The sequence below is a fragment of the Streptomyces sp. iso_384 genome, from assembly GCF_056172905.1.
This window is the reverse complement of the sequence record NZ_JBWBTT010000001.1, coordinates 4,053,903-4,079,256: the sequence shown is the minus strand read 5'-3', so window position 1 is coordinate 4,079,256 and position 25,354 is coordinate 4,053,903. Positions and strand designations below refer to the sequence as shown.

Below are 25,354 nucleotides of genomic sequence, written 5' to 3'. Positions count from 1 at the left end.
CCTGACTCCCCGTGTCCGACGGATTCGACGGATTCGAGGGATTCGACGGATCCGACGAGCCCGGACATCAGACAATAGCGAGGCTCCGGTGCTCCGGCCGCGCATCTCCGTCCGGAGAATCGCCTCAGACCTCGCGTCCAACACGCGTCCAATGTACGTGCAGATGATGTCCAATTGTTGTACGGTGGGGCGGTGAGTGAGAACAGTGTCGAAGCGCTCCTCGAAGAGGCCCGCCTGACGGCCGCCATTCCGCCGCCGGTCGAGCGGCAGCGGCTGCGTGAAGCGGCCGGTCTGTCCCGCGCCCAGGTCGCGTCGGCGGTCGGCGTCGGACGTTCCACCGTTGCCAACTGGGAGACCGGCGTCTCCGATCCGCAGCCGCCCGCACGCCTTTCCTACCTGCGCCTGTTGAAGGGCCTCGTCGAGATCTACCCGGCTGCCCCGGCGTCCGCACCCGTCCAGGCCCCCGCGCCTGCTCCCGGGCCCGCGTCCGAACCCACTCCCACCCTGGCGTCTGCTGCCGTCGCCGACCCCGAACCAACCGTGCCGGTGCCCGCGTTCACCAGCCACGACACGCTGCGCGGCCCGGACGGGCTCGCCGTCGAGGGCGAGCCGGGCCCCTGTGTCCGCTGCGGAGTCACCACCACCTTCCGGTCCACCGACGGCCACCCGTTGCACGCCGGCGCCTTCTGCGTACCCGCGGCCCCCTCGAACGCGACCGTGCCCACCCCCGCCGCAACTCCAGCAACAACCGTCCCCGCCCCGGCAGCCGCCTCACCCACCCCGATGCCGGTCCCGACCCGCCCGCAGCGCCGGGCCAGGTCCGCCGCCCGCGCCCAGGCCGAGACGACCTCGCTCATCGGCCGTGCCGTCCAGGAAGAGGCCGAGCGCTCCGGAGGGGACGAGGAAGCCGCGCTCAAGGCTCTGATCAAGCGGGCGATCCCGGACGTGATGCACCTGTTCAACGAGACCCGGGCCACCGCCCGCTACGACTACACCGCCTACCCCGCCCTGCCGGACATCCTGAAGAAGCCCTCGAAGAAGGACCCTGACCAGATCTGGGAAGCCCGCCCCCGCTTCCACCACCCCGACTACTCCCTCAAGGCCCCCGGCGACATCCGGGTCACCGCGCTCGACGTCAACGCCGCCTATCTGTCCGCGCTGAAGTGCTGGCTCCCCATCGGGAAGCTGGACCACAGCACCGGCACCGACGGCGTCGAACCCAAACGCTCCGGTGTCCACCTGATCACCCCCGCCCCGTGGCCCCACCCGCATCTGCCGGACCCGATCGGCGACCGCGACGAACCCGGTGCTCTCTGGGTCACCAACGCCACCCTGCGCCTGCTGCAACGCCTCTCCGGCCCCAAGTACGGTCTCACCGAGGCGCCCGTCATCCACGAGTCGTGGACGTCCGGTGCCACGGAGAACTTCCTCGACGCCCTGCGCAAGACCCTCGGGGCCGCCCGCGAGGAAGCCATCGCCGAGGACGACTTCCTGACGCTGGAGTACGTCAAGGCGATGTACAGCAAGTTCATCTCGACGATGGGGGAGTCGATCCACAACCGGGAGATGGTCCGGCCGGACTGGATGCACATCATCCACTCCCAGGCGTACGCCAACCTCTGGGGCAAGGCCTACAAGGCCCACCAGGCAGGCCTCGACGTCGTCGCCATGACGGGCACCGACGAGCTCCACGTCACCGGCGACTGGCGGCAGGTCTTCCCCGAGGGCCGGGGCGTGGCCCAGATGAAGATCAAGTACGGCGAGGGCAAGGCATCCGGTGAGTACACGATCGGCACGGTGACCCGCTGATGGCAGGCCGCTGGATGAACCTCGGCCAGTACAACGCCAACGGCGTTCCCGGCGCCGACGCCCTCGGTATCGCGATCGAGAACATGGTCACCGGCATCGCATCACCGGTCGACACCGAGCGCGGCCTCGCCGCCCGCCTGCGCTATCTCACCATTACCGACGCCGGCTACGCGGCCATGGACCGGGCCGGCATCCATGTCTCCCCCCGAACCCTCATCGCCTGGCTCGCCGAGGAGCGCACTCCCAACCGGGCCAACCGCACCCGTCTGGACGCCGCCTACTGGGATCTGCGCCGCCGAAACGTCGCCGCCGACCTCAAGCACCGGCTCAACAACAACGGCCGCGGCACCCGCGTCGAGATCAACCCCGTCGACCAGTCCGAGGTGGAGCGCAAGTACCGCCGCGATCTGGCCGGCCGCAGCATCAACGTCCGCGGTGTCTGGGACCGGGCCGTCGACGCCTGGCTCGACGACGACGCCCAGGAACTCGACGCCATCTGGGACCGGATCATCGAGGACCTGGGCTCCGACTACGACGGGTACAGCAACGTCTCCTCCATCGGCTGGGCCGCCTGATCAGGCCCATCGCACACGAACCGGCGGAGCCTGACCGGAAGGCAGAAGGAAACATGACTGGGCAACGCGACCGTTGGGCGGAACTGACCGGTGGAGAGGCCGGGGAGGAATACGCCCGGCGGTTCGCCCGGCTCGCCGCATCGGGCCACGACATCCATGGCGAGGCCACCTTCTGCGACACGCTGCTGGAGCCTGCCGCCCGGGTGCTCGACGCCGGCTGCGGCACCGGCCGGATCGCGATCCGGCTCGCCGAACTGGGCCACCACTGCACCGGCGTGGACGTCGACTCCTCGATGCTCGCCGTCGCACGCCGCGAGGCCCCCACCCAGGAGTGGCTTCTCGGCGACCTGTCCAGGCTGGACGCACTCGGCCTGGAACCGGGCTTCGACCTGGCGCTCGCCGCCGGGAACGTCATCCCCCTGCTGGCCCCCGGCACCGGACCGGCCGTCGTCGGGCACCTGGCGACCGCACTGCGCCCAGGCGGACTGCTGGTCACGGGCATGGGACTGGACGCGGCACATCTGCCGCTGCCGGAACCGCCCATGACCATCACCGAGTTCGACGACTGGTGCGCCCGGGCCGGACTGACGCTGCGGCAGCGCTACGCGACCTGGAGCGGCGACCCCTACGAGCACGGCTGCGGCTACGCCGTGAGTGTGCACTCCCGCCCCACCGCGTGAGCACACGGCCCGTCCGCCGCACACCTCGTCGCGGTTCCTCCCATCGCGGTCTCCTCCTCACGACCTCGGAGTCTCCTCCACGCCACGCGTCCTCCTCGTCGAGGACGACCCTTCCGTACGTGAGGGCGTCCGCGGCTCCCCGGTAACCGACGATCACCTTGAGACCGGCCCGATGAGCCCTTCGGCTCTCCGGCCCGGCGAGCGCGGTGATGTCGAACAGCCGCCGGTCCAGAACGCCGTCGGCGATCAACTGCCGTGCGTCACACGGCACTACATGGCCGTCGCCGAGGCCTTGGAGGTGGCCGGGGCCGCCGCGCCCGGGCCGTCGGTCTTCCCCGACGCCGGGCCGGTCATGCCCATCGTCACGGCGACGGCGGCCGTCATGACGGCACCGGCCTTCAATGACCGTTTACGCAAAATGGGCCCCGCTCAGGAGTGATTCGGGCGGGTGAAGTCCCGCCCGCACGGGACGTGTTGAAGAGGTGTGCGTCCCGGATTCCTGAAGTATGCAGAGGCCGCTCGAAAGTAGATCGGTGCAGGAGAAGTACATGTGGCCCCTGCGGCGGTCGACGGCCGCGCCCTGGAGATGCCCGGACCGCCAGGCCCCGTCGTCAATGGAAGCGGGCGGCGAAGACGGGCGCGGCGGCACAGCGCCGGTGTGCCCGCTCCGCCCGGTGGACGGCGTGGCCGGTGTGTCCGGAGTACGGGCATGGGCCAGGCCCCCGCCCGCCGCCAGGAGGGCCGACGCGAGGACGGTGGACAGGAACAGGGCGGCGCTGTGAGCGAGTGCGCGGCTTCGCATGGTTCCTCCGGGATCGAGATCCTGGGGTGAGCGGGGCCACCGGATGCGAGCGGTACCTCAGGCCCTGCCGTGCGAGAACCGCGAACGCCGGGCCACGGCATCCAACGACACCGCCAGCAGCAGTACCCCGCCGGTGACCATGAAGCGGTAGGCGGAGTCGAGATTCAGCAGGGTGAGCCCACTGGAGATCGACTGGATCACGAGAACGCCGAGCAGCGCGGCGAACGCCGTGCCCCGGCCGCCGAACAGACTGGTCCCGCCGATGACGGCCGCCGCGATGGCGTTGAGGTTGACGTCACCGCCGCCGCTGCTCTGGTTGGCCGCCGCGAGCCGCGAGGCGGAAAGCACCCCGCCGACGCACGCGAGCGTCGTGCACAGCACGAACGCGGTGGTGAGGACGGCCTTCACGTTCACGCCCGCACGCCGGGCGGCCTCCATGTTGCCGCCGACCGCGTACATCGACTTGCCGAACGAGGTACAGGACAGGACGTAGTGCAGCGCCAGCACCAGGGCGAGGAAGAACACGAACATCCAGCCAACCCCCCGGTCCCGGTTGAGATACCAGACCGCTGTGCCGAGACCGGCCAGCAACGCCAGGCTCCGCCCGACGAGCAGACGCCGCGAGGCGGCGGCGAGACCCGCCCGCCGGCGCTCCCCGGCACGGGCCGCACCGGTCGCGTACAGCACCGCCGCTCCCACGACGACCATCGTGTACGCCAGCCAGGGCGGCAGGAAATGGAGTTGGGCGAAGGTCACCAGGCCCGAATCGAAAGGGAGGTTGATCGACCCCTTGGGCCCGAGTATCCACAACTGCACGCCGAGGAAGCCGAGAAGACCGCCCAGCGTGATGACGAAACTGGGCACGCCGATCCGGTTGTGGACCTGGGCGTAGAACCAGCCGATCAGACCCGCCAGGGCCAGCGATGCGGCCACGGCGAGCCAGGCCGGCAGACCCCGGTCCACGAAGAGGACCGCCAGGACGGCGGCGCTCAGTCCGCTGACCGAGCCGACCGACAGGTCGATCTGCCCGACGAGGAGGACGCAGACGACCCCCAGGGCGATGATTCCGACCGGCACGCTTTCGAGGGCGAGGTTCGTGAGGTTCGGGCTCGACAGGAAGATCGGGTTGAGGATCTGCATCACGACCCAGATCACGACGAGCCCGGCGAGAACGGGCAGGAGACCGAGGTCGCCGCCGCGCAGCCGGGCGGAGACCGCCCGCCACCGGTCGCGCACCCCGCCGGACCGGTTCGTCGGCTTTTGCGGCCCGCCCCGGGAAAGCTCCGGGCTCGTGACCGCGGCCGGTTCCGTCACGACGTCTCCTTCGCCCGCGGCCGGTTCCGTCATGACGCTTCCCCCTTGCCCGAGGCTTCCGTTCCGCCGCTCGCGCTCCGGTCCCGGCCGGCGCGGCGGCTGACCACGTTGTCCGTGGCCCCGGTGATGGCCGCCACCAGGTCCGAGGCCGTCGCCTCGGCCGCGTCGAAGACGCCGTTGTTGCGGCCGAGCCGCAGGACGGCCACGGTGTCGGCGACGGCCCGCACATCGGCCATGTTGTGGCTGACCATGATGACGCCCAGGCCGCGCTCCTTCAGACGCTCGATCAGGTTGAGCACCTCCGCGGTCTGCGCCACACCCAGCGCGGCCGTCGGCTCGTCGAGGATGATCACCTTGGGGTCGCCCAGCAGGGTCCGCGCGATGGCCACCGTCTGCCGCTGTCCGCCGGACAGGGCGGCGACCGGTACGCGCACGGAGGGGATCTTCGCCGACAGCTCCCCGAGCAGGGCGCGGGAGCGGACCTCCATGGTCACCTCGTCCAGCCGCAGACCGCGCAACTCCCTTCCGAGGAAGAGGTTTTCCACCACGTTCAGGTTCTCGCACAGGGCGAGGTCCTGGAACACGGTCGCGATGCCGAGCTGCTGTGCGGTCGCGGGGGAGGGGACGGAAACGATCTCGCCGCCGAAGCCGACGGTACCGGTGTCCGGCTGGTGCACCCCGGAGAGGACCTTGACCAGGGTGGACTTCCCCGCGCCGTTGTCGCCCACCAGCGCGACGACCTCGCCCGCGGCGACGTCGAGGGCCACATCGGTGAGCGCGGCGACCGCACCGAAGGACTTGCTGATCCCGCGCAGCGAGAGCAGCGGCCCTCCGGACGCCTGTCGCGGCGACGGAAAGGACTCAGCAGACATCGACCGACCTTCCGAGGCGGGCGGGGAAGAGGGAGTGGCGCGGAGTCGTCCGTTCCCGCGACTACGTGACACCCGCCTCGGCGCAGGCGGCCGCGTACGTCGCCGTGCACACCTCGGCGGTCTTCAGCGGCTTCCCGTCGCCCACCAGAACCTCCGCGATGTTCTTCCGGGTGACCACGGTCGGGGTGAAGAGTTCGGAGGGGGTGCCGAAGAGCGTCGTGTCACCCCGGGGCTTCTTCCCCTGGGCGAAGGCGTGGGCCGCGGTCGCCGCAGCTTCCGCGACGGTCTTGATGGGCTTGGAGATGGTGTTGTACTGATCGCCCTTGACGATCCGCTGCGCGGCGGCGAGTTCGGCGTCGTTCCCCGTCACCGGCGGCACGGTCGCCCCGGCCGCCTTGAACGCGGCGATGGAACCGCCGCCCGTTCCGTCGTTGGCGGCCGCCACACCGGCGATCTTCCCCGGGAACTTGCTGATCTGGCCGCTGACCCAGCTCTGCGCCTTGCCCGGTTCCCAGGCCGGGGTGTCGTACTCGGCGAGCAGATCGAATCCGCTGGAATCGACCGCGCTGTGGATGCCCTTCTTGATCAGGCCCGCCGCCGCGTCGGTCGGTGACCCGTTGACCTGGAGGAGACCGCCCTCGGCCTTCGTGGCCCGAAGGTGCTCCACCAGGGACGCGCCGATCATGGCGCCGATCTTCTCGTTGTCGAAGGAGACGTAGTAGTCCGCCTTGACCGCCGGGATCGGCCGGTCGTACGCGATGACGGGAACCCCTCGCCCCTGTGCCGTACGGACGGTGCTCGCCGCCGCTGCGGAGTCCACCGGATCGATCACGATGACATCGGCGCCCTGCGCGAGAGCGGAGTCGGCCTGCTGCTGTTGCTTCGCGGCATCGCCGCCCGCGTTCTGGTACAGCACCTCGCACCCGCCGCAGAGATCTCTCACCTTGGCCTTGAAGAGCGGCGCGTCGTACAACTCGTAGCGGGTGGAGGCGATATCGGGCATCAGAAAGGCGATCTTCGCGTTCTCCGACGACCTGCCGTCCGAACCGCTCGGCGCTTTTGTCGTACAGGCAGCGGCGGAGGCGATCACCGCCATCGCGGATAAGGCTGCTGCGAGAGATCTGACAGAGCGTTGCTTCACTGGAATCTCCTCTGTCCTGAGGCGGAGAGCCCTCCTTCGCGTCAAATTAACAGCGGAAATTTTAGTAGTGTCAATGGGCGTGTCATAAACAACAGGGCGGTTGGGTTCTTCAACGGCGTACGGGTACCCGCGCGGGGGCTCCCCACATGGTCCGGGCCGTCGCCAACTCGGCGCGGTACCGCTCGTATCCGTCCTCGTACAGCGCCCGTACGTCCGCGCGCGGCTCGACCACCTGATGGCGCCCGGGCGGCGCCTCGTACCCGGGGGAGAGCGAGGCCCTGGCGACGGACACCACACCGAGCGCCCCGACCTGCTCCTCCAGCGGAATGCGGACGGGACGGCCGAGGACGTCGGCGATCAGCCGGGCCCACATGACCGATCGCGTGCCGCCGCCGCACAGCGCGAGCGTGCCGCTCAGCCCCGCCGCGTCCAGGCAGTGCCGGGCCGCGTACCCGATGGCCTCGCAGACGGCCCGCACCGCGTCCGCCCGGCCGGTCGCCAGGCTGAGCCCGTCGAGCCTGCCCTGCGCCGACGGCTCGACGAACGGGGCCCGTTCGCCCGCCTCGGACAGGAAGGGGAAGGCGCGGACGCCCCGGGCGCCGGGCGGGCTGTCGGTGAGCAGCGCGTCGACGTCGGCCGTGGTCGCGCCGACGAGGGCCAGCACCCACTCCAGCGCCGCCGTCCCCACCATGGCGGGCATGGCACGCAGCCACCGGCCCGGGTCGGGCGTGCACAGCCACATGCCGGCGGGCTCGGCGAGCGGATCGAGGTCGACGCGGTCGGTCAGCACCTGGCTGGCGAGGGTCGTGCCGAGGATGAGAACCCCGTCCCCGACCTCGCGCACGCCGCTGCCGATCGCGCAGGCCGGCAGATCGTACGGCCCCGCCACCACCGGCAGGCCCTCGGGCAGCCCCAGCAGCCCCGCGCCAGGCCCGTCCAGCCCGAGCACCGTCCCGGGAGCGGCGGGAGAGGGCAGCAGCCCCGCCCGCCCCTCGACACCGCACGCGGCCAGCGCCTGAGGTGCGTAGCGACGGGTACGCGGGTCGAGGAACGGCAGCGTCGCGTCGGAGGCGTCGAGACACACCCGGCCGGTCAGACGCTGGGCGACCGCGTCCACGCAGTACCCCGCGACGGCGGCCCGGTCCAGCGCGTCCGGCTCGTGCTCCTGGAGCCAGTTCAGCAGCGGGCCGTGGCACCCGGGGAACATGCCGGAGCCGGTGTGCGCGTGGGCGGCGGCGATCGTGCCGTCCGCCAGCCACCGGGTCACCAGATCCGAGGCCCGCGCGTCCATCCAGGAGATGGCGGGCCGCACCGCACGGCCCTCGGCGTCCCGCAGCCACAGACCGTCACCCTGCCCGGTGAGCGCCACGGCGTCCGGCGTACGGCCGATCGCGGCGGCGACCTCGCGAACGACATCGACGACACCGGCCACGACCTCGTCGAGATCCTGCTCCACCCGCCCGCCCGACAACATCTCCACATGCGAGCGCCGGCTCGCGGAGGCCAGGCCGTCGCCGGTCCCGTCGAACGCCACGGCCTTGGTGACCGACGTACCGATGTCCACGCCGATGATCGTGCTCACGCCTGGTACCTCCTGTGCGGGCCGATGGGCTGCCGGGCGGCGTCGATGGCGGCGGCGGTCAGGGCCGGCCGGCCGCCAGGACGTCCCGGTTGGCGAGGTGTGCCAGCTTCTCCCCCCGCAGGAAGCGGCCGACCTCGGCGGCGGTGATGTCCGCCGCGCGGTGGGCCGTCTGCCGGGTGGCGCCCGCCAGATGGGGCGTGGTGATCACGTTCGGTACGTCCCGCAGCGCCCAGTCGGCGGGGATGGGCTCGATGTCGTACACATCGAGGGCGAGCGCCCCCAGACTGCCGCTGCGCAGCAGCTCCGGCAACGGCGCGTGGTCGAGCAGTCCACCGCGGGCGGAGTTCACCAGGACCGCGCCGTGCGGCAGCAGCCCGAGACGGCGGGCGTCGAGCAGATGCTGGGTCTCCTCGGTCAGACGGGCATGCAGGCTCACCACCGAACTCCGGCTCAGGAGAGCGTCCAGCTCGACGAGTTCGACCCCGTCCGCCTCGACCGCGGCACGATCGGCGTACGGGTCGGCCGCGAGTACCCGGGCGCCGAAGGCGCGCATCACCCGGGCCACGATGCGGCCGATGGCGCCGTACCCCACGAGCCCGACCGTGGCCCCGCCGAGCTCGCCGCCGCTCTCCTCGTACGCGTACAGATCGCCCCGCCACACGCCCCGCTTGAGCTCCGCGTCGGCCGTGCCGATACGCCGCATCGCCGCGAGCATCAGCCCCACGGCGAACTCCGCGGCCGCAGGGGCGTTACGGCCGGGGGCGAAGCTGACCCGGACTCCGCGGCGGGTGGCGGCGGCCAGGTCCACATTCACCGGTCCGCCCCGCGAGACGGCGACCAGACGCAACGCGGGCGACGCGGCGAACACCCGCTCGGTGAACGGGGCCATCTGCGTCACACAGACGGACGCCCCGGCCAGCGCCTCGACGAGCTCGTCCTCCGTGCCGCTCGCCTCGTGGACCTCGGCGACCGGACCGAAGGGCTCATGGGGCCAGGGGAGGGTCAGCTCCGCGAACTCCGGCGGCTCTCCGCCCGTGCGGGACAGCTCCTGAATCACTGCCGCGCGAATCAACGCGGGACGGACGAAGTGGTCGCCTGCGGCGAGGATGCGCATGACGTCGGATTCCTTCTGCGAGGAGAGCCGGTGGGAGACGTTGGCGAGCAGGTCGGAGCGTGATCCGGGCCGCGACAGGCCGGTCCTGGGCTGTGTAAAGTCTGTTAAATTTAACAGCGGCCGCGTGAGCGGGCAATGCGCCCGGCGCACTCGGCGTGTACGGGCCACGGCCTCGATCTCGAAAGGGCGGTCTCGATGACCTCTCGTCTCCTGCTCGTACGGCACGGCGAGACCGAGTGGCACGCGGAGAACCGGTACGCCGGCGTCACCGACATCGCCCTGACGCCCAGAGGCGCGGCCCAGGCCGCCGACCTCGGTTCCTGGGCCGCCCGCAACGGCGTGGACGCGATCGCCTGCTCCCCGCTCGGCCGCGCCCGCCGGACAGCGGCCCCCGCGGCGGCGGCGCTGGGCCTGACGGTCGACGTCCAGGAGGGGCTGCGGGAGGTGGACTTCGGCTGGGGTGAGGGCCGGACCATCCAGGAGATGGCCGAGGAGGACCCCGAAGCCGTACGGCGCTTCCGCGAGGACGCCGACTCCGGCGCCTTCCCCGGCTCCGAGCCCGTCGCCCGGGCAGCAGCACGGGCGACCGGAGTCCTCCGCGACCTCGCACACCGTCACCAGGGCGACAGGGTGCTCGTCGTCGCCCACAACACCCTGCTGCGCATCGCCCTGTGCGAGCTCCTCGGCCTGCCCCTCGGGCGCTACCGGCGGATCTTCCCGCGTCTGGACAACGGGGCGGTCACGGAGATCGAGATCCACGGCACGGACACGGCGCTGCGCTCGCTCAACGTCCCCACCACCGCGCCCGGCCCGAGCCCTGCGGGAGACTGACCCCCATGACCAAGAGATCCGCCGAAGAACGCCGACGGCTCATCGCCGAGCATGTCGTGGAACAGGGCACGGTCACCGGCGCCGCCCTCGCGCAGCTCACGGGCGTCAGCCTGATGACCGTCCACCGCGACCTCGACGACCTCGCGCGCCAAGGGGTGCTGCGACGCTTCCGCGGCGGCGCGTCGGCCCTGCCCTCGACGGTGTTCGAGTCGAGCCTCGACTACCGGCTCGGCGTCAACACGGCGGAGAAGAACGCCGTCGCGCGCGCCGCCGCCCAACTGGTCGAGCCCGGCATGTCGGTGATGCTCGACGACTCCACCACGGTGCTGGTCATGGCCGGTCTGCTGGTCGACCTCGCGCCGCTCACCGTGGTCACCAACGCCCGCCGGGTGCTCGACGTCTTCACCGACCGTGAAGGCATCCGCCTGATCGCCCTGGGCGGCGAGTATTCGCGCACGCACGATTCCTTCCTCGGGATGCCCTGCGTCGAGGCGGTGGAGGCGCTCTCGGTCGACCTCGTCGCCGTCTCCACCTCCGCTCTCGACGCCAGGACCGCCTACCACCAGGAGCAGGACGTGGTGCTGGTCAAACGGGCGATGCTGACGTCGGCGGCGACGAAGGTGATGCTCATGGACCACACCAAGCTCGCCCGGACCGCGCTGCACCGCGTGGGGCCCGTCGCCGACCTGGACCACCTGGTCGTGGACGACGGCGTGGACGCCGAACTGCTCGGCAAACTCCGCGAACGCACGCAGGTGACGGTGGCGACCGTCGCACCGTGAAGCCGCCCTCCCGGTGATGGCAGGCATGTTAATTTCACACAGGATCACCCACGCGGATGGTGGACGGACGAGATTGGTCCCGTCGGGGAAGGACGCTTTCAGCCATGAGCAGTGACTCCCGCAGCACCAGCACCCACGCTCCGGCCGTGATCGGCATCGATGTGGCGACCGCGTCCGTCCGCGTACTGGGCGTCGACGGACAGGGGCAGGTGCTCGCCGAAGCCCGGGCCGATCTGCCGGTCCCCGTACGCACGTCCACGGGGACGAGTACGGGAACGAGCGAGCAGGACGCCCGTTCGTGGTGGCCCGCCGTACGGTCGGCACTGCGCCGCACCACGGCCGCGCTGCCCCGGGGCGGCCGCGAGGTGATCGCTGTGGCCGTGTCCGCCACATCCGGCACCATCGTGCCCACCGGGGCCGACGGCGAACCGATCGGCCCGGCCCTCATGTACGACGACCGGCGAGCCGCCGCCCTCAACGCCGAGGCCCAGCGGACGGGCAGCGCCCGCTGGAACGCGCTCGGCCTGTCCGTGGGCCCCACCGCGGCGCTCGGCCGAGCCGTCTGGTGCCGCCGTACCTACGGCTCCGGTCTGCACCAGGTCCTGCACACACCCGACATCATCGGGCGCGAGCTGACGGGCCACCCGGTCGCCACGGACTGGAGCCACGCGCTCAAGTCCGGCTACGACGCCCGCGGTTCGGAGTGGGCGCACGAGGTCTTCGACGCCCTCGACTTCCCGCTCGCCCTGCTCCCCGCCGTACGCGCCCCCGGCACCGAGGCCGGAGTCGTCGGCCCGGAGGCGGCCGAGGCCACGGGCCTGCCCGAAGGGTGCTCCGTACGCCTCGGAATGACGGACGGATGTGCGGGCCAGATCGCCACCGGGGCGGTCGAGCCGGGCCGGTTCGTGGGCGTGCTCGGCACCACGTACGTCCTCAAGGGGGTCTCGGCGGACCTGGTGCGTGATCCGACGGGGGCGTTCTACAGTCATCGCCACCCCGACGGCTGGTGGCTTCCGGGCGGGGCGTCCAACACCGGAGGCGAGTGCCTGGCCCGAACCGCTCCGGGCCGCCTGCCCGCGCTGGACGCCGCGGCGGCGGCCCGGGGCCCGGCTTCGTACGTGCGCTACCCGCTGTGCCGCGAGGGTGAACGGTTCCCCTTCGTCTCCGGTGCGGCGCGCGGCTTCGAACGGGGCCGCCCCCGCGACGAGACGGACGCCCACCGCGCCGCACTCGAAGGAGTGGCGTTCGTGGAACGCCTGGCCCTGGACCGGATCGAGCGTCTCGGCGTCCCGGTGCTCGGCCCCCTGTACGCGGCCGGCGGAGGCAGCCGCAGCGCGGTGTGGACGGCGATCCGCGCCACCGTTGTGAACCGCCCGGTCCGGGTCGTCGAGCGCGCGGAGACGGCGTTCGGCGCCGCACTCCTCGCCGCGACCGGCACGCTCCACGAAGACCTCACGGCGAGCGCCGCCGCCATGGTGCGTACGGGAGCGCTCGTCGAGCCGGTGCCGGCGGAACGCCCCGCGCTGGAGGACGCTCACGCCCGCTTCGTCGAGGCACTGCGCGAGCGCGGCTGGCTCACCGACGACTGACGCGGCCGCCGCCCGGCGCCGTCTACAGCCATCCGTGGCGCGCCGCGTGCCAGGCGAGCTGCATGCGGGTCGCGGCGTCGGAGCGTTCCATCAGACTCTGGATCCGGCGCTGGACGGTACGACGGCTCAGCTGCATCTGCGAGGCGATCGTCTTGTCACTGACCCCCGCCACCAGCAAGGACAGCAGCCGGCGGTCCGAGGGGGAAAGGACGTCGGGCGATCGGGTGCCGTCATCGGCCGGCCGGCCCGTGTCGTCGATGTCGAGCGGTACCGCGTCCTCCCAGTAACGCTCGAAGAGCGCGATGAGGGCCGCCAGGAGATTGCTGTCCCTGACCAGCGCCGTCGTGGGCTCCTCCGGGCTGCCGTGCGGTCCGCCGCTGACGAGTGGGAACACCGCGACGGCGCGATCCACGATCGCCAGGCGCAGCGGCAGTTGCGGGACGGCACGAGCGACCTCACCGGCCTGCACGCCCGCCATCACGTTGCTCACCGCGTCCTCGTCGTCGAAGAACGCCTTCTCGTACAGCACCCGGTAGCGGACGCCGCGGGCCAGCGCGTCGAACTCGTCCCCGTTGCTTCCCGAGGGCATGGCCACGTACTGCGCCTTGCAGAACCAGAGCATCTCGTCCTGCGCGCCCTTCTGAAGCTGCCGCAGGCAGTGACGCAGCGCCTCCGCGCCGGTGACGACCTCGAGGAGCTGGCCGGCATCGCGGCGACGCATGGTCTCGCGGTAGGAGTCCATCAGCCGCGCGGCCTCGCGCCGGGCGATGTCCAGGGCGTCGGCGCTGTGCCTGATCCGCGGCAGCAGGGCCGCGTCCGGGGCGGCTGCCATGTAGAGGTGCGGGGTGCCGTCGGTCGGGCTGGCGAGTCCCTTCGCGGTGAGCGCCCGGAGGACTTCTCCGGTGCGATCCGCCGTCAGCCCCGCGCGCTCCGCGAGATCGGACGCGCTTGCCCGGCCGGATGCGACGAGGAGCCCGTAGACGGACTCCTCGTCGGGGGAGAGTCCCGCAATCTCCAGCATGACGCATGCCCTCCCCGAGACCTGGGTCATATTGTTGAATAGCGTACTACATGGCTGGACGGCGGGACCGGGGGTGTACGACGCCGCTCGCACACCCCCGTACATCCCGTGCCGGGGCTACCGGTGTACGGCGTAGGCGCGTTGCACCGTCTGCCGCACGGTGTTGCCCGCGCTGTCGCTCGCCGTGACGCGGAGCGTGACCCATGTCCGGTGCTGTGCCGGTGTCGTGAGCCCGGCCCGGAAGCCGAGTTCGCCGTGAGCCTTGGTGCGCGCGGTGGTCCAGGTCCGTCCGTCGTCGTACGACGCCTCGACGCGGACCATGACGCCACGCGGAGCGGCGAGGCCCTTCTGTGCGCGGACCTTCACATCGATGCGGTGCGACCGTCCACCGTCCACCACATTGCGGGCGTCGACCGGTACGTCGTAGTCCAGCTGGAGCAGGGGGAGCGGCGTGGTCTCCTTGCTGTGGCCCGAACGGAACGACCAGGACGTATCGGTCGACACACCCGCCTTCCAGTCCTCCGAGTCGCGCGCCGTCGACAGATCCAGCCGGTAGCGGGCGGGTGCGTCCGGAACGCTGATGTCCTGCCAGGCGCTGCTCACCCCGGCCACCTTCTCGCCGTCGCGGTACAGGACCGCGCTCGCGAGATCGCCCTGCGGGGCCTCGCCGAGACCGTCCCCGGCACTTCTGCGCGACCAGTGTCCGGGCTGCGAGTCGGTGAACTCCGGAATTCTCAGGCGCAGCAGGTCTCCCTCGCGCACGGTCGGGGTGGAGGTGCCGACCGGAATGGAGGGCCGCACGATCGCGCCCTGCCAGGTCTCCGCGGGCCGGTGGCCGGCCCGGAAGGTGCGCGGCTGGTCGAGCATGCCGTGGACGAGCGGCTCATCCACGAAGAAGGTCGTCGTGTGGTGCACCCGGTGCTGCCATACGGTGTCGTCGGCGCTCACGTACTCGGTGCGGGCGAACCCCAGAGGAACGAACCGTGTGTACTGGTTCCAGGCCGTCTCCTGGTAGGGCCGCCAGCCGAAGCGCTGCTCACTGGCCCAGCCGCTGACACCGTTGTCCGCGTACGTGGTGGGAACAACCGCGCTGTTGGACGCGGACACCGTGTGCACCACCTTCCGCGGCACCTGCTGCCGCGCCACCTGCATCACGTCGTAGAGGTAGGGGCTGCGGGCGGTGCCGGAGAGTTTCACCGAGGTCGAGCCGCGGGCGATGCGGGCCAGGAGTTCGGCCCCCTCCGACGCGCCGATCCGTATCGTGGGCACGGCCCAGCGCTCGCCCATCGGCTGCCAGCGGGTCCAGCTGTTGTCTTCGAAGTGGACGACCAGCACCGCTCGGGCGCCGGCCTTGGCGGCACGCTCGACGAAATCCTTCTCGTTCTCACCCGTGGCATTGTCGACGACCGCGATCCGACCGCGGGCCTTGGTAAAGACGGGCTTGTCCGCGGTACCCGCGTCGATCGCGCTCAGGGTTTCGCCGGACTCGGGAAGGAGAGGCGACATCGGAAGGTAGTAGGCGCCCAGGTCGGCCTGCTTCTTCTTCGCCTTCACCTTCGCCGTGAGGAGAGGGGCGACGAGCTGCCAGCGGGAGGCGAACTCGAACGTGCCCTCGGTGACCCGGGCGGTCGGGCTGATGTAGAGCCGCTTGGCGCTGTCGAAGTACATCGTGCCCTGCGTCAGCCCCCGGCCTCCGATCTCCCGGTACGTCTGGTAGCTCAGGATGCCGCGCTGCTCGGCGGGCCGGGGTGTGCGGATCTCGACCGGCACGGTGGTCCGGGCGTCCAGGGTGACGGTCATGTCCTTGGTGACCTTCACCTCCGGGATCACCGCGTGGCGCAGCTCCTCGCCGTCGTGCGACGTGTCCAGCCAACTGGTGTTGACCTGGTAGACACCCTCCTCGACCTCGGTGGCCGCCGCAGCGGGGTCGGTATACCCGACGAAACCGTCGGCCCCCCAGATGGTGGGCAGGTCACCGACCCGCTTGCCGTCCTTGTCGATGGTCTTCAGGGTGATCCGGTGGGTGGGCCCCTGGACGAGGACGCTCACCGTGGTCCGCGCGAGCACCGTGCCGTCGGAGGCGGTGGCGGTGACGTAGCCGTAGAACTTGCCCTGCCCCACGCGGGCCGGGTCGACGGTCAGGAGGGCCTCGGCGGACGAGTTCGCCGGAATCTGTACGGAGTCGGCGCCGAGACGCACCGATCCGGCAGCGGGCTTCCGGCCGGCTTCCGTGGCCAGCTCGACGCTCAGACTCAGCCCGACGCCCTGGCCGGAGGAGTTGGTGTAGCGGAGCCGGGAGAGGCCGGGTTCGGTCGCCTCCGACGTGAAGGGCCCCAGGGCCAGGGTTCCGGTGGCGCTCACAGCGCCGAGCACGGCGGCGCGGGCGTCGATCCGTCCGCTGCCCTGCTCCGTCACCTTCTGATCGGCGACGGTCACCGCGGAGCTGATCAGCGCGTCCTTGAGCTGGGCGGCGGTCCACTGTGGATGCCGCTGGGCCAGCAGCGCGGCCGCGCCCGCCACATGAGGAGTCGCCATGGAGGTGCCGGAGGCGGCGACGTAGTGCTCGTCCACCGGCGTGCCCATGGTGGTCCCGGCCGCGCGCGCGGCCACGATCCCCACGCCGGGAGCCGTCACATCCGGCTTGACCGCCTCGTCACCCGGGCGCGGACCACGGCTGGAGAACGGGGCGAGCGAGTCGTCCCGGTCCACCGCGCCGACCGTCAGGGCCGCGTCCGCCGCGCCGGGGGAGCCGACCGTCCGCGGGCCCTGCGCGCCGTCGTTGCCGGCCGCCACGACGAACAGGACGCCGGAGCGCCGGCTGAGGTCGTTGAGGGCCAGGCTCATCGGGTCGGTCCCGTCGCTGGCGCCCGACGAGCCGAGGCTCATGTTGACGATATCGGCGCCCTGCTCCACCGCCCATTCCATGCCCGCGATGACCTGCGACGAACTGCCGAAACCGTCGTCTCCGAGCACCTTGCCGACCAGCAGTCGGGCGCCGGGCGCCACACCCCGGCGGGTGCTGCCGGACCCCGAGGCGACACCACTGCCGCCGACGACGGACGCCACGTGGGTGCCGTGCCCGAACACGTCTCCGGTGCCGCTGCTGCCGGAGAAGTCTTCGGCCGCCGTCACCCGGCCGGCCAGATCGGGATGGTTCTGGTCGGCTCCGGTGTCCAGGACGGCCACCTTGACCCCGTCGCCGCGATACCCGGCCGACCACACGTCCGGGGCGCCGATCCGGGCCGTGCTGCGATCGAGGGACGCGCTCACCCGGCCGTCCAGCCACACGCGCGGCGCGTCGGCGGCCTTCGTACGCTGTCCGCCGGCGGAGACCAACGTCTTCCAGAACCGGCCGAGATCGTCGTTGTCGACGCGCAGCGCGTGTGCGTCGATGCTGTCGAGCCTGCGCACGGACGACTGCTCGGCCAGACCGGTCAGTTCGTTCAGCGACGAGGCCGTCGTTCCGTCGGCCTGCTCCACGATCAGCGGGAGGGCCTCGGTGTGCTCCGTGTCGTACTGCTGCGCGAGGAGCGCTGTCACGTCGAAGAGGCCGCGGTCCAGCTGCCCGGCCGCCACCAGCGGGTCGGCGTCGGACGGCAGGACCGTGACGTGACCGTCCTGCTCCAGGGTCCGGAAGAGCAGGCCCTTCCGCCCGGGGCCCGGTGTCACGGACGCCGCCTGGCGGCCGTCCGGGCCGCGGGTGAGCGCCACTCGGTCGCCCGTGATCAGCCGCACCGTCGCCGCGTCGCCCGGTGCGGGGGGCGCGACGGCCGTCCCCCGGGGCGCTTGTGCACTCGCGGGCAGGGGGACCACGGCGCCGGCGGCCAGTGCGAGACCAGCTGATATGGCCGCCAACAGGCGCAACCGTCTCATCAGGTGCAGCCTTTCCTCTTGATCGACGTAACTGCGTGCCGGGCCAGAATGTGCTGATGGCCGAAGGGGTGTCATGCGAATCCCGTGACGCAGGTGGGACATGTCGCAAGAGCGACAGCCTCGAACCGGCCTATGTTGATGCATCAACCTTCCGGGGTTAAGGTGAGGTAACGGTCGACGGGTATCCGTCGAGCCGGTCGTGAGCAGGTATTCAAGGAGGAAACATGGCGGTCGAAGTGAGCGACGTGCCCGGGGCGAACCGCTATGAGGCGTACGTCGACGGTGAGTCCAAGCCGGCGGGCATCGCGCAGTACATCCGTACGGCGGAGCTCGTCGCGTTCGTGCACACCGAGGTCGAGCCTGCGTACGAGGGCAGAGGGGTCGGGTCCGCGCTGGCCCGGGCCGCCCTCGACGAGGCGCGCGCGGCGAACCTGCGGGTGCTGGCCACCTGCCCCTTCTTCGCGGGCTGGATCGCCCGGCACCCCGACTACCAGGACCTGCTGTACCAGTCCCGCAGCAAGGTCAGCGACTGAAGCAGTTGACTCATCAACTATATGGGTGATTGGCTTTCCTGGTAGGTCTCTGCCCCTCGCCGGAGAGGCAGAGGTTCGGCAGTCATCCCGAGGAGGAAACCATGGGAACTCGCGTTGCGGACAACCCCGATGAGTCGCGTTACGAGATCTTCGACGGCGATGAGCGGGCCGGATTCGTCGAGTATCACCGATTCCGGGACGAGATCGCCTTCCTTCACACGGAGATCGACCCGCGCTTCGGGGGCCGAGGCCTCGGGGGCACGCTGGCCCGCTCGGTTCTCGACGAGGCCAGGAAGCAGGAGCTCACCGTTCTTCCCTTCTGCCCCTTCATCCGCGGCTGGCTCCGCAAGCACCCGGAGTACACCGACCTGGTGCCGGAGGCACAGCACGCGCGCTTCGGGCTGTGACGCCCGCCGGATCACCGGACACCCGAGGAGGTCTGTTCCGCCGTGCGAGCCCTGATCGTCGATCGCTCAACGCCCCGCGGTATCCGTCTCGGTGAAGCGGAACCACCCCGGCCGGCGCCCCACCAGGCGTTGGTACGGGTGGCCGCAACCTCCCTCAACTTCGGCGAGGTGAGCCACGGCATCGCGACAGCGGCGCCAGGCACCGTTCTCGGCTGGGACGCGGCCGGGCTGGTGGAAGTGGCCGCCGCCGACGGGTCCGGACCGCCCGTCGGCACTCCGGTGCTCACCATCGGCGCGGACGGCGGGTGGGCCGAACTCCGTGCCGTGGACACCGGGGCACTGGGTTCCGTACCGCCCGGCACCGATCCCGGTGCGCTCAGCACGCTCCCCGTCGCCGGCCTCAGCGCCCTCAGGGCTCTCCGCCGTTGCGGGCCCCTGTCCGGAAAGCGCGTGCTGGTCACCGGTGCGACGGGCGGGGTGGGGCGGTTCGCGGTGCGGCTCGCCCACGCCCAGGGTGCCCGGGTCACGGCGTCCACGGGCGATCCGGACGAACACGGGGACGCCCTCCGGGCCTTGGGCGCGGACGAGATCGTTCACGGACCCGAGCGCGCCGACGGAGAGTGGGACGCCGTCGTGGACACGGTCGGCGGCGAGCAACTGGTGCGCTCCTTCGCGAAGCTGGCGGCGCACGGCACGCTCGTCGCCGTCGGCGACGTCACCTCGCGCCCCGTCACCTTCCCGCCGGGTGCTTTTCTCGGCAGCGATGACCGGCACGGCCGTGCGATCGTCACGTTCCACTCGCTGGACGGCCCCGCACCCGCCCCGGATCTGGAACACCTCGCCCGGTTGATGGCGGAGAAGGTGCTCACGCCCCACATCGGCTGGCGCGGCGACTGGAGCCGCGCGGACGAGGCCATTGACCTGCTGAACTCCCGCCGCCTCCACGGCAAGGCCGTACTGGATGTCCCGGGCGGTCGGTGACCTCGCAAGGCGGGAGCGGGGCGCCCGCCGCCCGGGACGCAAGTGCCCCGCTCCCGTCTGAACCCGAATCAGTGGAGCTGGCGTTCGTGCTCCTCGGCGAGATCCAGGTTCGCGGACACGCCTCGCAGCGTCACCAGCGCCCAGATCGCGGCGAGGACCATCACCCCGGCGCCGGCGATACCGGTCACCGTGGCCGCCTCGGTGAACGCCTCCTTCGCGGCCGCGAGGACGAGGTTCCCCGTGCCGCCGCCGACTTCCCCGGCCACGATCAGGGCTTCGGCCGGCGTCGAGGACGCCCGGTCGAGCAGGTCCGCCGGGAGACCGAGCGCGTCCGTTCCGGCGGCGGAGACCCTGGTGTACCAGGAGACGAGCAACCCGCCCAGCACCGCGGTGCCGAGCGTCGTACCCACCTCGTACGCGGTCTCGGATGTCGCGGCGGCCTGTCCGGCGCGTTCGGGCCTCACGGAACTCATGATGATGTCGTTGCTCAGGGCCAGGGCAATGCCCGCGCCCAGCGAGACCAGCCCCAGCATGGTCGCGACGAGAAGAGGGGGCGATGCCGGCGCCAGGAAGACGGTCAGCCCGAACCCGGTGGCCGTCGTCAGGAGCCCGCCGGTGATGACGTGGGCGGGCGGATGACGCTTGACCAGGGCGGCCCCGACGAACGCGGCGCCGGCGGCGAGAACCGCCTGGGGCATCAGCCAGAAGGACGTCCGGAGCGGGCTGAGCCCGAGGACGAGCTGGAGGTGCTGGGTGAGCGCCAGCAGAGCTCCGGCCATCGCGAGGATGGCCAGCAGATCCGTGATGACGGCGCCGCGGAAGTACCGCACCTTGAACAGCCTGACGTCCAGGAGAGGCGTGGGGAGCTGCAGTTGCCTCCGGACGAACAGCGTGATCGCCAGAAGGCCGACGGCGAGGGCCGTGAGTCCGAGGCCGACGTCTTTGCCTCCGGTGAGGGTCTTGATGCTGTACACCACGCCGATCAGACCGACGAAGGAGAGCGCGACGCTCGGGATGTCGATCCTGTGCAGATCGGGGTTGCGGCTCTCGGGCAGCAGGAGCGGACCGAGGACGAGGAGAAGCAGCATGACGGGGATGTTCATCAGGAACGCGGCCTGCCAGCTGAACGTCTCGATGATCCAGCCGCCGACGAGATCGGCCCCGCGGCTCCGCCGACCGAGGCCATCGCCGCCCATACGGCCATCGCGTAACGGCGCTGCTGCCGGTCCAGGAACATGTTGCGGGCCAGCGACAGCGTCGAGGGCATCATGATCGCGCCCCCGACGCCCAGGAGGGCGCGGGCGGCGATCAGCATCCAGGGCTCTGTCGCCAGTGCGCCGAGCACCGAGGCGAGCGCGAAGAGGACGGCTCCGATGAGCAGGTTCCGCCGCCGTCCGAACCGTTCACCCATGGAGCTCATCGCCACGAGCAGACCGGCGAGCACGAGTGAGTAGGTGTCGATCATCCACAGCTGCTGCGTGCCCGTGGGGCTCATGTCGGCCGAGATCTCCGGCAGCGCCATGATCAGGACGGTGCCGTCGATGGTGATCAGCAAGAGGGGCAGGACGAGTACGGCGAGACCGGTCCAGGTCTTGGCCGTGGCCTTGGGAGGGGGGCCAGACATGAACACTCCTGATACGAGGGCGGGGATGGGCTACCCACGAGCTTACGGACCATTTGGTCGGTAATGCTATGCGTATCGAACTGTAGTGCCGTGCGCGTGTTCGGCGGATGGTCGCCGTGCGTTACCGTGCGCACTCGCGCGGTGCTCTCGGTGGTGCCTGATGTGCCTGTATGCACTTGGCCGGCGAGGGGTGGACGGGGCTCGCCGACCCGATCCTCGCGGGAGTGGTGCCCCTGTCCGGGCAGGCCGCTACTGCCCGCGGCCGCCGAGGTCGCCGCCGGGGGCGGTCGTCGCGGCCGTCGCGCGGTCGCGTGCGGTGAGGGGGGTCGTGATCGTGGCAGAGCTGAAGTGGCCGGGCGGGGTGGCGGGGTCGCCCGTCAGGGCGTGACGGTGTGGATCGTCACCCTCATCGGGCCAGCGACCGGGCGACCGTCGCCGTGATTCCGCCGAGCTGTGCGACCTGCTCCTCGGTCAGTCGGTCGAAGAGGTGTTCACGCAGGGTCGCGTGGTAGCCCGGCGCGGTCTCGGCGTACTTCGCCGATCCCGCCTCGGTCACGGAGGCGATGGTGACGCGAGCGTCGGAAGGGTCCCGCTCGCGCGTGAGCCAGCCGTGCTTCTCCAGTCGCGACGCGAGGCGGGACAGGTGTGACGGGGTGACCCGGGACAGCTCGGCGAGCGAACTCATGGTGTGCGTGCGCTCCCGGTGCTCCGTCAGGCACCACAGGATCAGGAACTCGTGGTGGCAGAGGCCGTCCCGCTTGAGGCGCGCCTCCAGTGCCGCCGGAAGCCAGAGCAGCACCGACAGCATCGAGTCCCAGGTGTCCGACTCGGCCGGGATGAGTTCGCCGTCTGCTGTCATGTGCGTGATCCTAGCACCAACACTTGCCTTGGAAAGCAACTCGCAGTTATTTGCGGCGGAAAGGGAATCGCTGTAAGTTAATTTCCGCAGTAAGTAATTTTCGGATCCAGGAGTGATTTCATGCGTGCTGCCCGCTACCACGACTACGGCCCCGCCGATGTGATCGTCATCGACGATGTCCCGGAGCCGCACGCCGGTCCCGGTGAGATACGCATCCGGGTGGCCGCGGCCGGCGTCAACCCCGTCGACTGGAAGCTCCGCTCGGGCGAGGTCCGCGAGTACTTCCCCGTCGAGTTCCCGGCGATCCCCGGTCGCGATGCCGCCGGAGTGGTGGACGAGGTCGGCGAGGGCGTTTCGGGCGTGACCGCGGGTGACGAGGTGTTCGGCCTCGGCGGCATCTTCGGGGCGTCCGCGGAGTACGCCGTGCTGACAGCCTGGTCCGCGGTGCCCGAAGCGTGGACCCTGGAACAGGCTGCCGGAGCCGGTCTCGCGGTCGCCACCGCGGGCCGGGCGCTCGACGCGCTCGGTGACCTCTCCGGCCGCACCCTGCTGATCGAGGGAGCCGCCGGCGGGGTGGGCGGCGCCGCCGTCGCGATGGCGGCGGCGCGTGGTGCCACCGTCATCGGTACGTCGAGCCCGGCCAAGCACGCCTACCTGCGAACGCTGGGCGCCGTGCCCACCGCCTACGGTGACGGACTGGCCGACCGGGTCCGCGAACTCGCCCCCGGGGGAGTGGACGCGGCGCTCGATCTGGCGGCATCCGGATCGCTCGCCGACCTCGTCGCCCTCGTCGGCCACGTGGACCGTGTCGTGACGGTTGCCGACGCGGTCCGCTCGGCGGAGCTCGGAGTGCGGCATGTCTACGCCGAGAACGACGCGGCGGTGCTGGCGGAGGGGGCCGCGCTGGGCGGCCGGGGCGCGTACACCCCCTACGTACAGGCGACGTACCCGCTGGACAGGATCGCGGACGCGCACCGGGAAGCCGAGGGCGGTCACGTCCAGGGGAAGCTCGTCGTCACCCTCTGACGACGGGTGATGCCATCGGCCGATGGCGCCGGTGCGCGTCCACCGCAACGGCATTCCTCATGACGGCTCGGGCCCGGGAGAACTCCCGGGCCCGAGCCGTTGCTCAGGGGTTCAGAGAGGGGTGCGGAAGGTGCCCTCGCTGGCCAGCTCCAGCAGAAGGTCGCGCGCGGTCGAGATGCTGCTCTCGTCCTGCTCTCCGTAGACGGCGGCCATGGCGATCCCCTCGGCGGCCCTCCGCACGATCAGGATGCGTTCGGGGCTGATCCCGTCGAGGGCGAGCTGCTCGTCCCACCACGCGGCGTTCTCCTCCATGACCGGAACGACCGCGGGGATCGTGTAGAGACCGCCCCACATCGGTGCCGACGTGAAGTCGCGGGCCGTCGCGGCCTCGGCGCTCCCCGCGCAGAGCGCGCGAACGTATGCGCGGAGCATCTTTCCCGGGTAGTTCTCGGACAGGTCGAGGTGGCTGCGGACCGTCTCCCGGAAGCGTTCGTGCGTGTCCTCCACCAGAGCGACCACCAACTGGTCCCTGCTGCCGAAATGGTGGATCAGACCACTCTTCGACACCCCGGCGGCCGCGGCCACCTGAGCCAGGGTCACGGCGGCGCCCTTGTCCAGGATCACCTGGATGGCCGCATCGAGCACCGCACGCCGTGTGCGCTCGGCGTTGCGTGTCTGTCGCCCGTCGGTCACCCGATCCACCCGCCCGTTCTGATGTCGCCTACTGACCAATTGGTCTACTTTACAACACGGTAGGACGGTAGATCGGGGTGTGAGGGGGCGTCCTGAGAGGGGATCCGCGGTCATGGACACCCGTACGGCCGCAGCGTCACCGACGCCGGGCGCGGCGTCCTCCGCCGGCCCCGGTTCTCCTTGGCGGCCTCAGCTCTTCTGCTGACCTTGCTGGTCGGCGAGCCTGCGCAGCCGCTCGCCGGTGCCGTCGCGTCCGGCTCGCCATACGCCGTGCTTGGCCAGAATTCCGTTGCCCAGAGCCTGGACGGTCCTGTTCGCCGGTGCGGCCAACGCCGTGGAGGTGTGGGGGGCGTAGAGAGCTTCCGTCTCGCTCCGGGCCGTCAGCCAGCCGGTGAAGGTCATCATGGCCAGACCGACGTTCTGCGGGCGGAAGGAGTGTGCGAGCAGGCCCGCGCGCCTCCCGCCGGGCGGAAGCAGACCCGGAGGTGACAGCAGCCGGAACCCGGTGTGGTCGCGCCCGACGATCTCGACGGGCACCACGACGGGGTACCCGTCCGCTCCCCGGTAGGCCAGCAGCCGGTACGGAAGGGGGGTGATCTTCCGCGAGAGCTTGGCGACGTCGACGCGAGGTGCTGTGCCGTTCTCGGGCGCCCGCTGTTCCGCGGGGGCGTCCGGCCAGGCGGGTCCGGTGACCTCTTGCGGCCCGTAGGCGGCCAGGTCGGGCCAGGTGGCCGTCCTCCTGACGTCGACATCGACGCACACCCGGGCTCGTCGGTACTCGTGCAGCAGCCAGTCCCAGGCCCGGCCGCTCTTTCCCGGGCCGAAGAAGCGATCGGACGCCTTCAGGACATCGTCCAGCCGCTGGGTCGAAGGGCGCATGTCCACCACGGCGTCGCCCTGGGCGAGGACGTAGTCCTCCGGGCGGGCGAATCCGTGTTCGCGCGTGTGGTAGGCGAGCGCGACACGGGGGTCGCGGAGGATGCGCTCCAGCTTCTTGGGGAAGCCGAGCGAGGTCGTGAACCCGATCCGCCCCGCCGTTCGGTCGGTGAGACCGAGCGGGGAGACGCTGACGACGACGGCGCCACCGGCCGGGGTGACGTAGGCGACCGCGACGTTCAGGTCTCCTGACAGCACCTCGTGCGCCGAGTCGGACCAGCGCAGGGGAGTGGAGGTCATGAGCCGAGCCCTCGCAGTATCTCTTCCATCGATCAAACCTTTCCTGATGCGGATGGTGCAGGCCGGATCC

Annotated in this window: 23 protein-coding genes; 11 read left to right on the top strand and 12 right to left on the bottom strand. The window is 71.1% G+C overall.

Annotated features, from left to right (window positions below):
* The first annotated feature begins 192 nt into the window (after window positions 1–192).
* From AC0VY3_RS18195 to AC0VY3_RS18180, 4 genes are all read left to right on the top strand, one after another.
* Window positions 193–1,809 (top strand): helix-turn-helix domain-containing protein, encoded by a 1,617-nt coding sequence (locus AC0VY3_RS18195; protein WP_475550044.1) that lies wholly within the window; start codon window positions 193–195, stop codon window positions 1,807–1,809.
* Window positions 1,809–2,384, top strand: a complete 576-nt coding sequence (locus AC0VY3_RS18190) for a transcriptional regulator (protein ID WP_103512620.1) — start codon at window positions 1,809–1,811, stop codon at window positions 2,382–2,384. The genes AC0VY3_RS18195 and AC0VY3_RS18190 overlap by 1 nt, the downstream gene beginning before the upstream one ends.
* Before the next feature lie 53 nt (window positions 2,385–2,437).
* A complete protein-coding gene (locus AC0VY3_RS18185) occupies window positions 2,438–3,064 on the top strand; it encodes a class I SAM-dependent methyltransferase (RefSeq protein WP_098024085.1) in 627 nt (208 codons plus the stop codon).
* 172 nt (window positions 3,065–3,236) lie between these two features.
* Window positions 3,237–3,503, top strand: a complete 267-nt coding sequence (locus AC0VY3_RS18180; RefSeq protein ID WP_181011109.1) for a hypothetical protein — start codon at window positions 3,237–3,239, stop codon at window positions 3,501–3,503.
* A gap of 420 nt (window positions 3,504–3,923) precedes the next feature.
* On the opposite strand, the gene AC0VY3_RS18175 is transcribed toward AC0VY3_RS18180, so the two are convergent.
* The 5 genes from AC0VY3_RS18175 to AC0VY3_RS18155 form a co-directional block, all read right to left on the bottom strand.
* Entirely contained in the window at window positions 3,924–5,180 is a 1,257-nt protein-coding gene (locus tag AC0VY3_RS18175) for a sugar ABC transporter permease (RefSeq protein ID WP_475550043.1), read from the bottom strand.
* 29 nt (window positions 5,181–5,209) lie between these two features.
* Window positions 5,210–6,052, bottom strand: coding sequence for an ATP-binding cassette domain-containing protein (locus AC0VY3_RS18170; protein WP_475550042.1), 843 nt, complete (start codon window positions 6,050–6,052; stop codon window positions 5,210–5,212).
* A 61-nt stretch (window positions 6,053–6,113) separates the two neighbouring features.
* Window positions 6,114–7,148, bottom strand: coding sequence for a substrate-binding domain-containing protein (locus AC0VY3_RS18165; RefSeq protein WP_475550041.1), 1,035 nt, complete (start codon window positions 7,146–7,148; stop codon window positions 6,114–6,116).
* Window positions 7,149–7,302: 154 nt separating this feature from the next.
* Window positions 7,303–8,775 carry an FGGY-family carbohydrate kinase gene (locus AC0VY3_RS18160; RefSeq protein WP_103512623.1) on the bottom strand — a complete coding sequence of 491 codons (1,473 nt, stop codon included), beginning with the start codon at window positions 8,773–8,775 and terminating at the stop codon, window positions 7,303–7,305.
* 58 nt (window positions 8,776–8,833) lie between these two features.
* A complete protein-coding gene (locus AC0VY3_RS18155) occupies window positions 8,834–9,889 on the bottom strand; it encodes a 2-hydroxyacid dehydrogenase (RefSeq protein WP_103512624.1) in 1,056 nt (351 codons plus the stop codon).
* A gap of 195 nt (window positions 9,890–10,084) precedes the next feature.
* Here AC0VY3_RS18155 and AC0VY3_RS18150 point away from each other — a divergent pair, with 195 nt between their 5' ends.
* The 3 genes from AC0VY3_RS18150 to AC0VY3_RS18140 all read left to right on the top strand — a co-directional run bounded on the left by AC0VY3_RS18150 (window position 10,085) and on the right by AC0VY3_RS18140 (window position 13,091).
* Window positions 10,085–10,720 carry a histidine phosphatase family protein gene (locus tag AC0VY3_RS18150; protein ID WP_103512671.1) on the top strand — a complete coding sequence of 212 codons (636 nt, stop codon included), beginning with the start codon at window positions 10,085–10,087 and terminating at the stop codon, window positions 10,718–10,720.
* Between the two features lie 5 nt (window positions 10,721–10,725).
* Window positions 10,726–11,502 (top strand): DeoR/GlpR family DNA-binding transcription regulator, encoded by a 777-nt coding sequence (locus tag AC0VY3_RS18145; protein WP_103512625.1) that lies wholly within the window; start codon window positions 10,726–10,728, stop codon window positions 11,500–11,502.
* A gap of 104 nt (window positions 11,503–11,606) precedes the next feature.
* Window positions 11,607–13,091 carry an FGGY-family carbohydrate kinase gene (locus tag AC0VY3_RS18140; protein ID WP_475550040.1) on the top strand — a complete coding sequence of 495 codons (1,485 nt, stop codon included), beginning with the start codon at window positions 11,607–11,609 and terminating at the stop codon, window positions 13,089–13,091.
* 22 nt (window positions 13,092–13,113) lie between these two features.
* On the opposite strand, the gene AC0VY3_RS18135 is transcribed toward AC0VY3_RS18140, so the two are convergent.
* Together AC0VY3_RS18135 and AC0VY3_RS18130 are read right to left on the bottom strand one after the other, a co-directional pair.
* Entirely contained in the window at window positions 13,114–14,112 is a 999-nt protein-coding gene (locus AC0VY3_RS18135) for a helix-turn-helix transcriptional regulator (protein WP_475550039.1), read from the bottom strand.
* Window positions 14,113–14,229: 117 nt separating this feature from the next.
* Window positions 14,230–17,985, bottom strand: a complete 3,756-nt coding sequence (locus AC0VY3_RS18130; protein WP_475550038.1) for a S8 family serine peptidase — start codon at window positions 17,983–17,985, stop codon at window positions 14,230–14,232.
* A gap of 224 nt (window positions 17,986–18,209) precedes the next feature.
* On the opposite strand from AC0VY3_RS18130, the gene AC0VY3_RS18125 reads away from it, so the two are divergent.
* The 3 genes from AC0VY3_RS18125 to AC0VY3_RS18115 are packed head-to-tail and all read left to right on the top strand — an operon-like array spanning window position 18,210 to window position 19,906.
* Entirely contained in the window at window positions 18,210–18,518 is a 309-nt protein-coding gene (locus tag AC0VY3_RS18125; RefSeq protein WP_103512629.1) for a GNAT family N-acetyltransferase, read from the top strand.
* Between the two features lie 29 nt (window positions 18,519–18,547).
* A complete protein-coding gene (locus AC0VY3_RS18120; RefSeq protein WP_475550037.1) occupies window positions 18,548–18,925 on the top strand; it encodes a GNAT family N-acetyltransferase in 378 nt (125 codons plus the stop codon).
* A gap of 42 nt (window positions 18,926–18,967) precedes the next feature.
* The gene (locus AC0VY3_RS18115; protein WP_475550036.1) at window positions 18,968–19,906 is read left to right on the top strand and encodes a zinc-binding dehydrogenase; all 939 of its coding nucleotides are present in this window, start codon (window positions 18,968–18,970) and stop codon (window positions 19,904–19,906) included.
* 68 nt (window positions 19,907–19,974) lie between these two features.
* On the opposite strand, the gene AC0VY3_RS18110 is transcribed toward AC0VY3_RS18115, so the two are convergent.
* From AC0VY3_RS18110 to AC0VY3_RS18100, 3 genes are all read right to left on the bottom strand, one after another.
* Window positions 19,975–21,102 (bottom strand): MFS transporter, encoded by a 1,128-nt coding sequence (locus AC0VY3_RS18110; RefSeq protein WP_475550035.1) that lies wholly within the window; start codon window positions 21,100–21,102, stop codon window positions 19,975–19,977.
* A complete protein-coding gene (locus AC0VY3_RS18105; protein WP_475550034.1) occupies window positions 21,009–21,530 on the bottom strand; it encodes an MFS transporter in 522 nt (173 codons plus the stop codon). The genes AC0VY3_RS18110 and AC0VY3_RS18105 overlap by 94 nt, the downstream gene beginning before the upstream one ends.
* Window positions 21,531–21,936: 406 nt before the next feature.
* Entirely contained in the window at window positions 21,937–22,389 is a 453-nt protein-coding gene (locus AC0VY3_RS18100; protein WP_103512634.1) for a MarR family winged helix-turn-helix transcriptional regulator, read from the bottom strand.
* A 120-nt stretch (window positions 22,390–22,509) separates the two neighbouring features.
* On the opposite strand from AC0VY3_RS18100, the gene AC0VY3_RS18095 reads away from it, so the two are divergent.
* The gene (locus AC0VY3_RS18095) at window positions 22,510–23,415 is read left to right on the top strand and encodes an NADP-dependent oxidoreductase (protein ID WP_103512635.1); all 906 of its coding nucleotides are present in this window, start codon (window positions 22,510–22,512) and stop codon (window positions 23,413–23,415) included.
* 111 nt (window positions 23,416–23,526) lie between these two features.
* Here AC0VY3_RS18095 and AC0VY3_RS18090 read toward each other — a convergent pair whose 3' ends face one another.
* Complete coding sequence (locus tag AC0VY3_RS18090) at window positions 23,527–24,108, bottom strand: TetR/AcrR family transcriptional regulator (RefSeq protein WP_181011110.1); 582 nt, start codon at window positions 24,106–24,108, stop codon at window positions 23,527–23,529.
* A gap of 189 nt (window positions 24,109–24,297) precedes the next feature.
* Window positions 24,298–25,284, bottom strand: coding sequence for a pyridoxamine 5'-phosphate oxidase family protein (locus tag AC0VY3_RS18085; RefSeq protein WP_475550033.1), 987 nt, complete (start codon window positions 25,282–25,284; stop codon window positions 24,298–24,300).
* Window positions 25,285–25,354: the final 70 nt, after the last annotated feature.

Excerpts from the sequence above, each read along its gene's own strand:
- AC0VY3_RS18110 (WP_475550035.1), bottom strand. The coding sequence starts at position 21,102 with ATGGGCGGCGATGGCCTCGGTCGGCGGAGCCGCGGGGCCGATCTCGTC.
- AC0VY3_RS18125 (WP_103512629.1), top strand. The coding sequence starts at position 18,210 with ATGGCGGTCGAAGTGAGCGACGTGCCCGGGGCGAACCGCTATGAGGCG.
- AC0VY3_RS18100 (WP_103512634.1), bottom strand. The coding sequence starts at position 22,389 with ATGACAGCAGACGGCGAACTCATCCCGGCCGAGTCGGACACCTGGGAC.
- AC0VY3_RS18085 (WP_475550033.1), bottom strand. The coding sequence starts at position 25,284 with ATGACCTCCACTCCCCTGCGCTGGTCCGACTCGGCGCACGAGGTGCTG.
- AC0VY3_RS18095 (WP_103512635.1), top strand. The coding sequence starts at position 22,510 with ATGCGTGCTGCCCGCTACCACGACTACGGCCCCGCCGATGTGATCGTC.
- AC0VY3_RS18150 (WP_103512671.1), top strand. The coding sequence starts at position 10,085 with ATGACCTCTCGTCTCCTGCTCGTACGGCACGGCGAGACCGAGTGGCAC.
- AC0VY3_RS18155 (WP_103512624.1), bottom strand. The coding sequence starts at position 9,889 with ATGCGCATCCTCGCCGCAGGCGACCACTTCGTCCGTCCCGCGTTGATT.
- AC0VY3_RS18130 (WP_475550038.1), bottom strand. The coding sequence starts at position 17,985 with ATGAGACGGTTGCGCCTGTTGGCGGCCATATCAGCTGGTCTCGCACTG.
- AC0VY3_RS18170 (WP_475550042.1), bottom strand. The coding sequence starts at position 6,052 with ATGTCTGCTGAGTCCTTTCCGTCGCCGCGACAGGCGTCCGGAGGGCCG.
- AC0VY3_RS18185 (WP_098024085.1), top strand. The coding sequence starts at position 2,438 with ATGACTGGGCAACGCGACCGTTGGGCGGAACTGACCGGTGGAGAGGCC.
- AC0VY3_RS18190 (WP_103512620.1), top strand. The coding sequence starts at position 1,809 with ATGGCAGGCCGCTGGATGAACCTCGGCCAGTACAACGCCAACGGCGTT.
- AC0VY3_RS18165 (WP_475550041.1), bottom strand. The coding sequence starts at position 7,148 with ATGGCGGTGATCGCCTCCGCCGCTGCCTGTACGACAAAAGCGCCGAGC.
- AC0VY3_RS18105 (WP_475550034.1), bottom strand. The coding sequence starts at position 21,530 with ATGTCTGGCCCCCCTCCCAAGGCCACGGCCAAGACCTGGACCGGTCTC.
- AC0VY3_RS18145 (WP_103512625.1), top strand. The coding sequence starts at position 10,726 with ATGACCAAGAGATCCGCCGAAGAACGCCGACGGCTCATCGCCGAGCAT.
- AC0VY3_RS18140 (WP_475550040.1), top strand. The coding sequence starts at position 11,607 with ATGAGCAGTGACTCCCGCAGCACCAGCACCCACGCTCCGGCCGTGATC.
- AC0VY3_RS18135 (WP_475550039.1), bottom strand. The coding sequence starts at position 14,112 with ATGCTGGAGATTGCGGGACTCTCCCCCGACGAGGAGTCCGTCTACGGG.
- AC0VY3_RS18180 (WP_181011109.1), top strand. The coding sequence starts at position 3,237 with ATGAGCCCTTCGGCTCTCCGGCCCGGCGAGCGCGGTGATGTCGAACAG.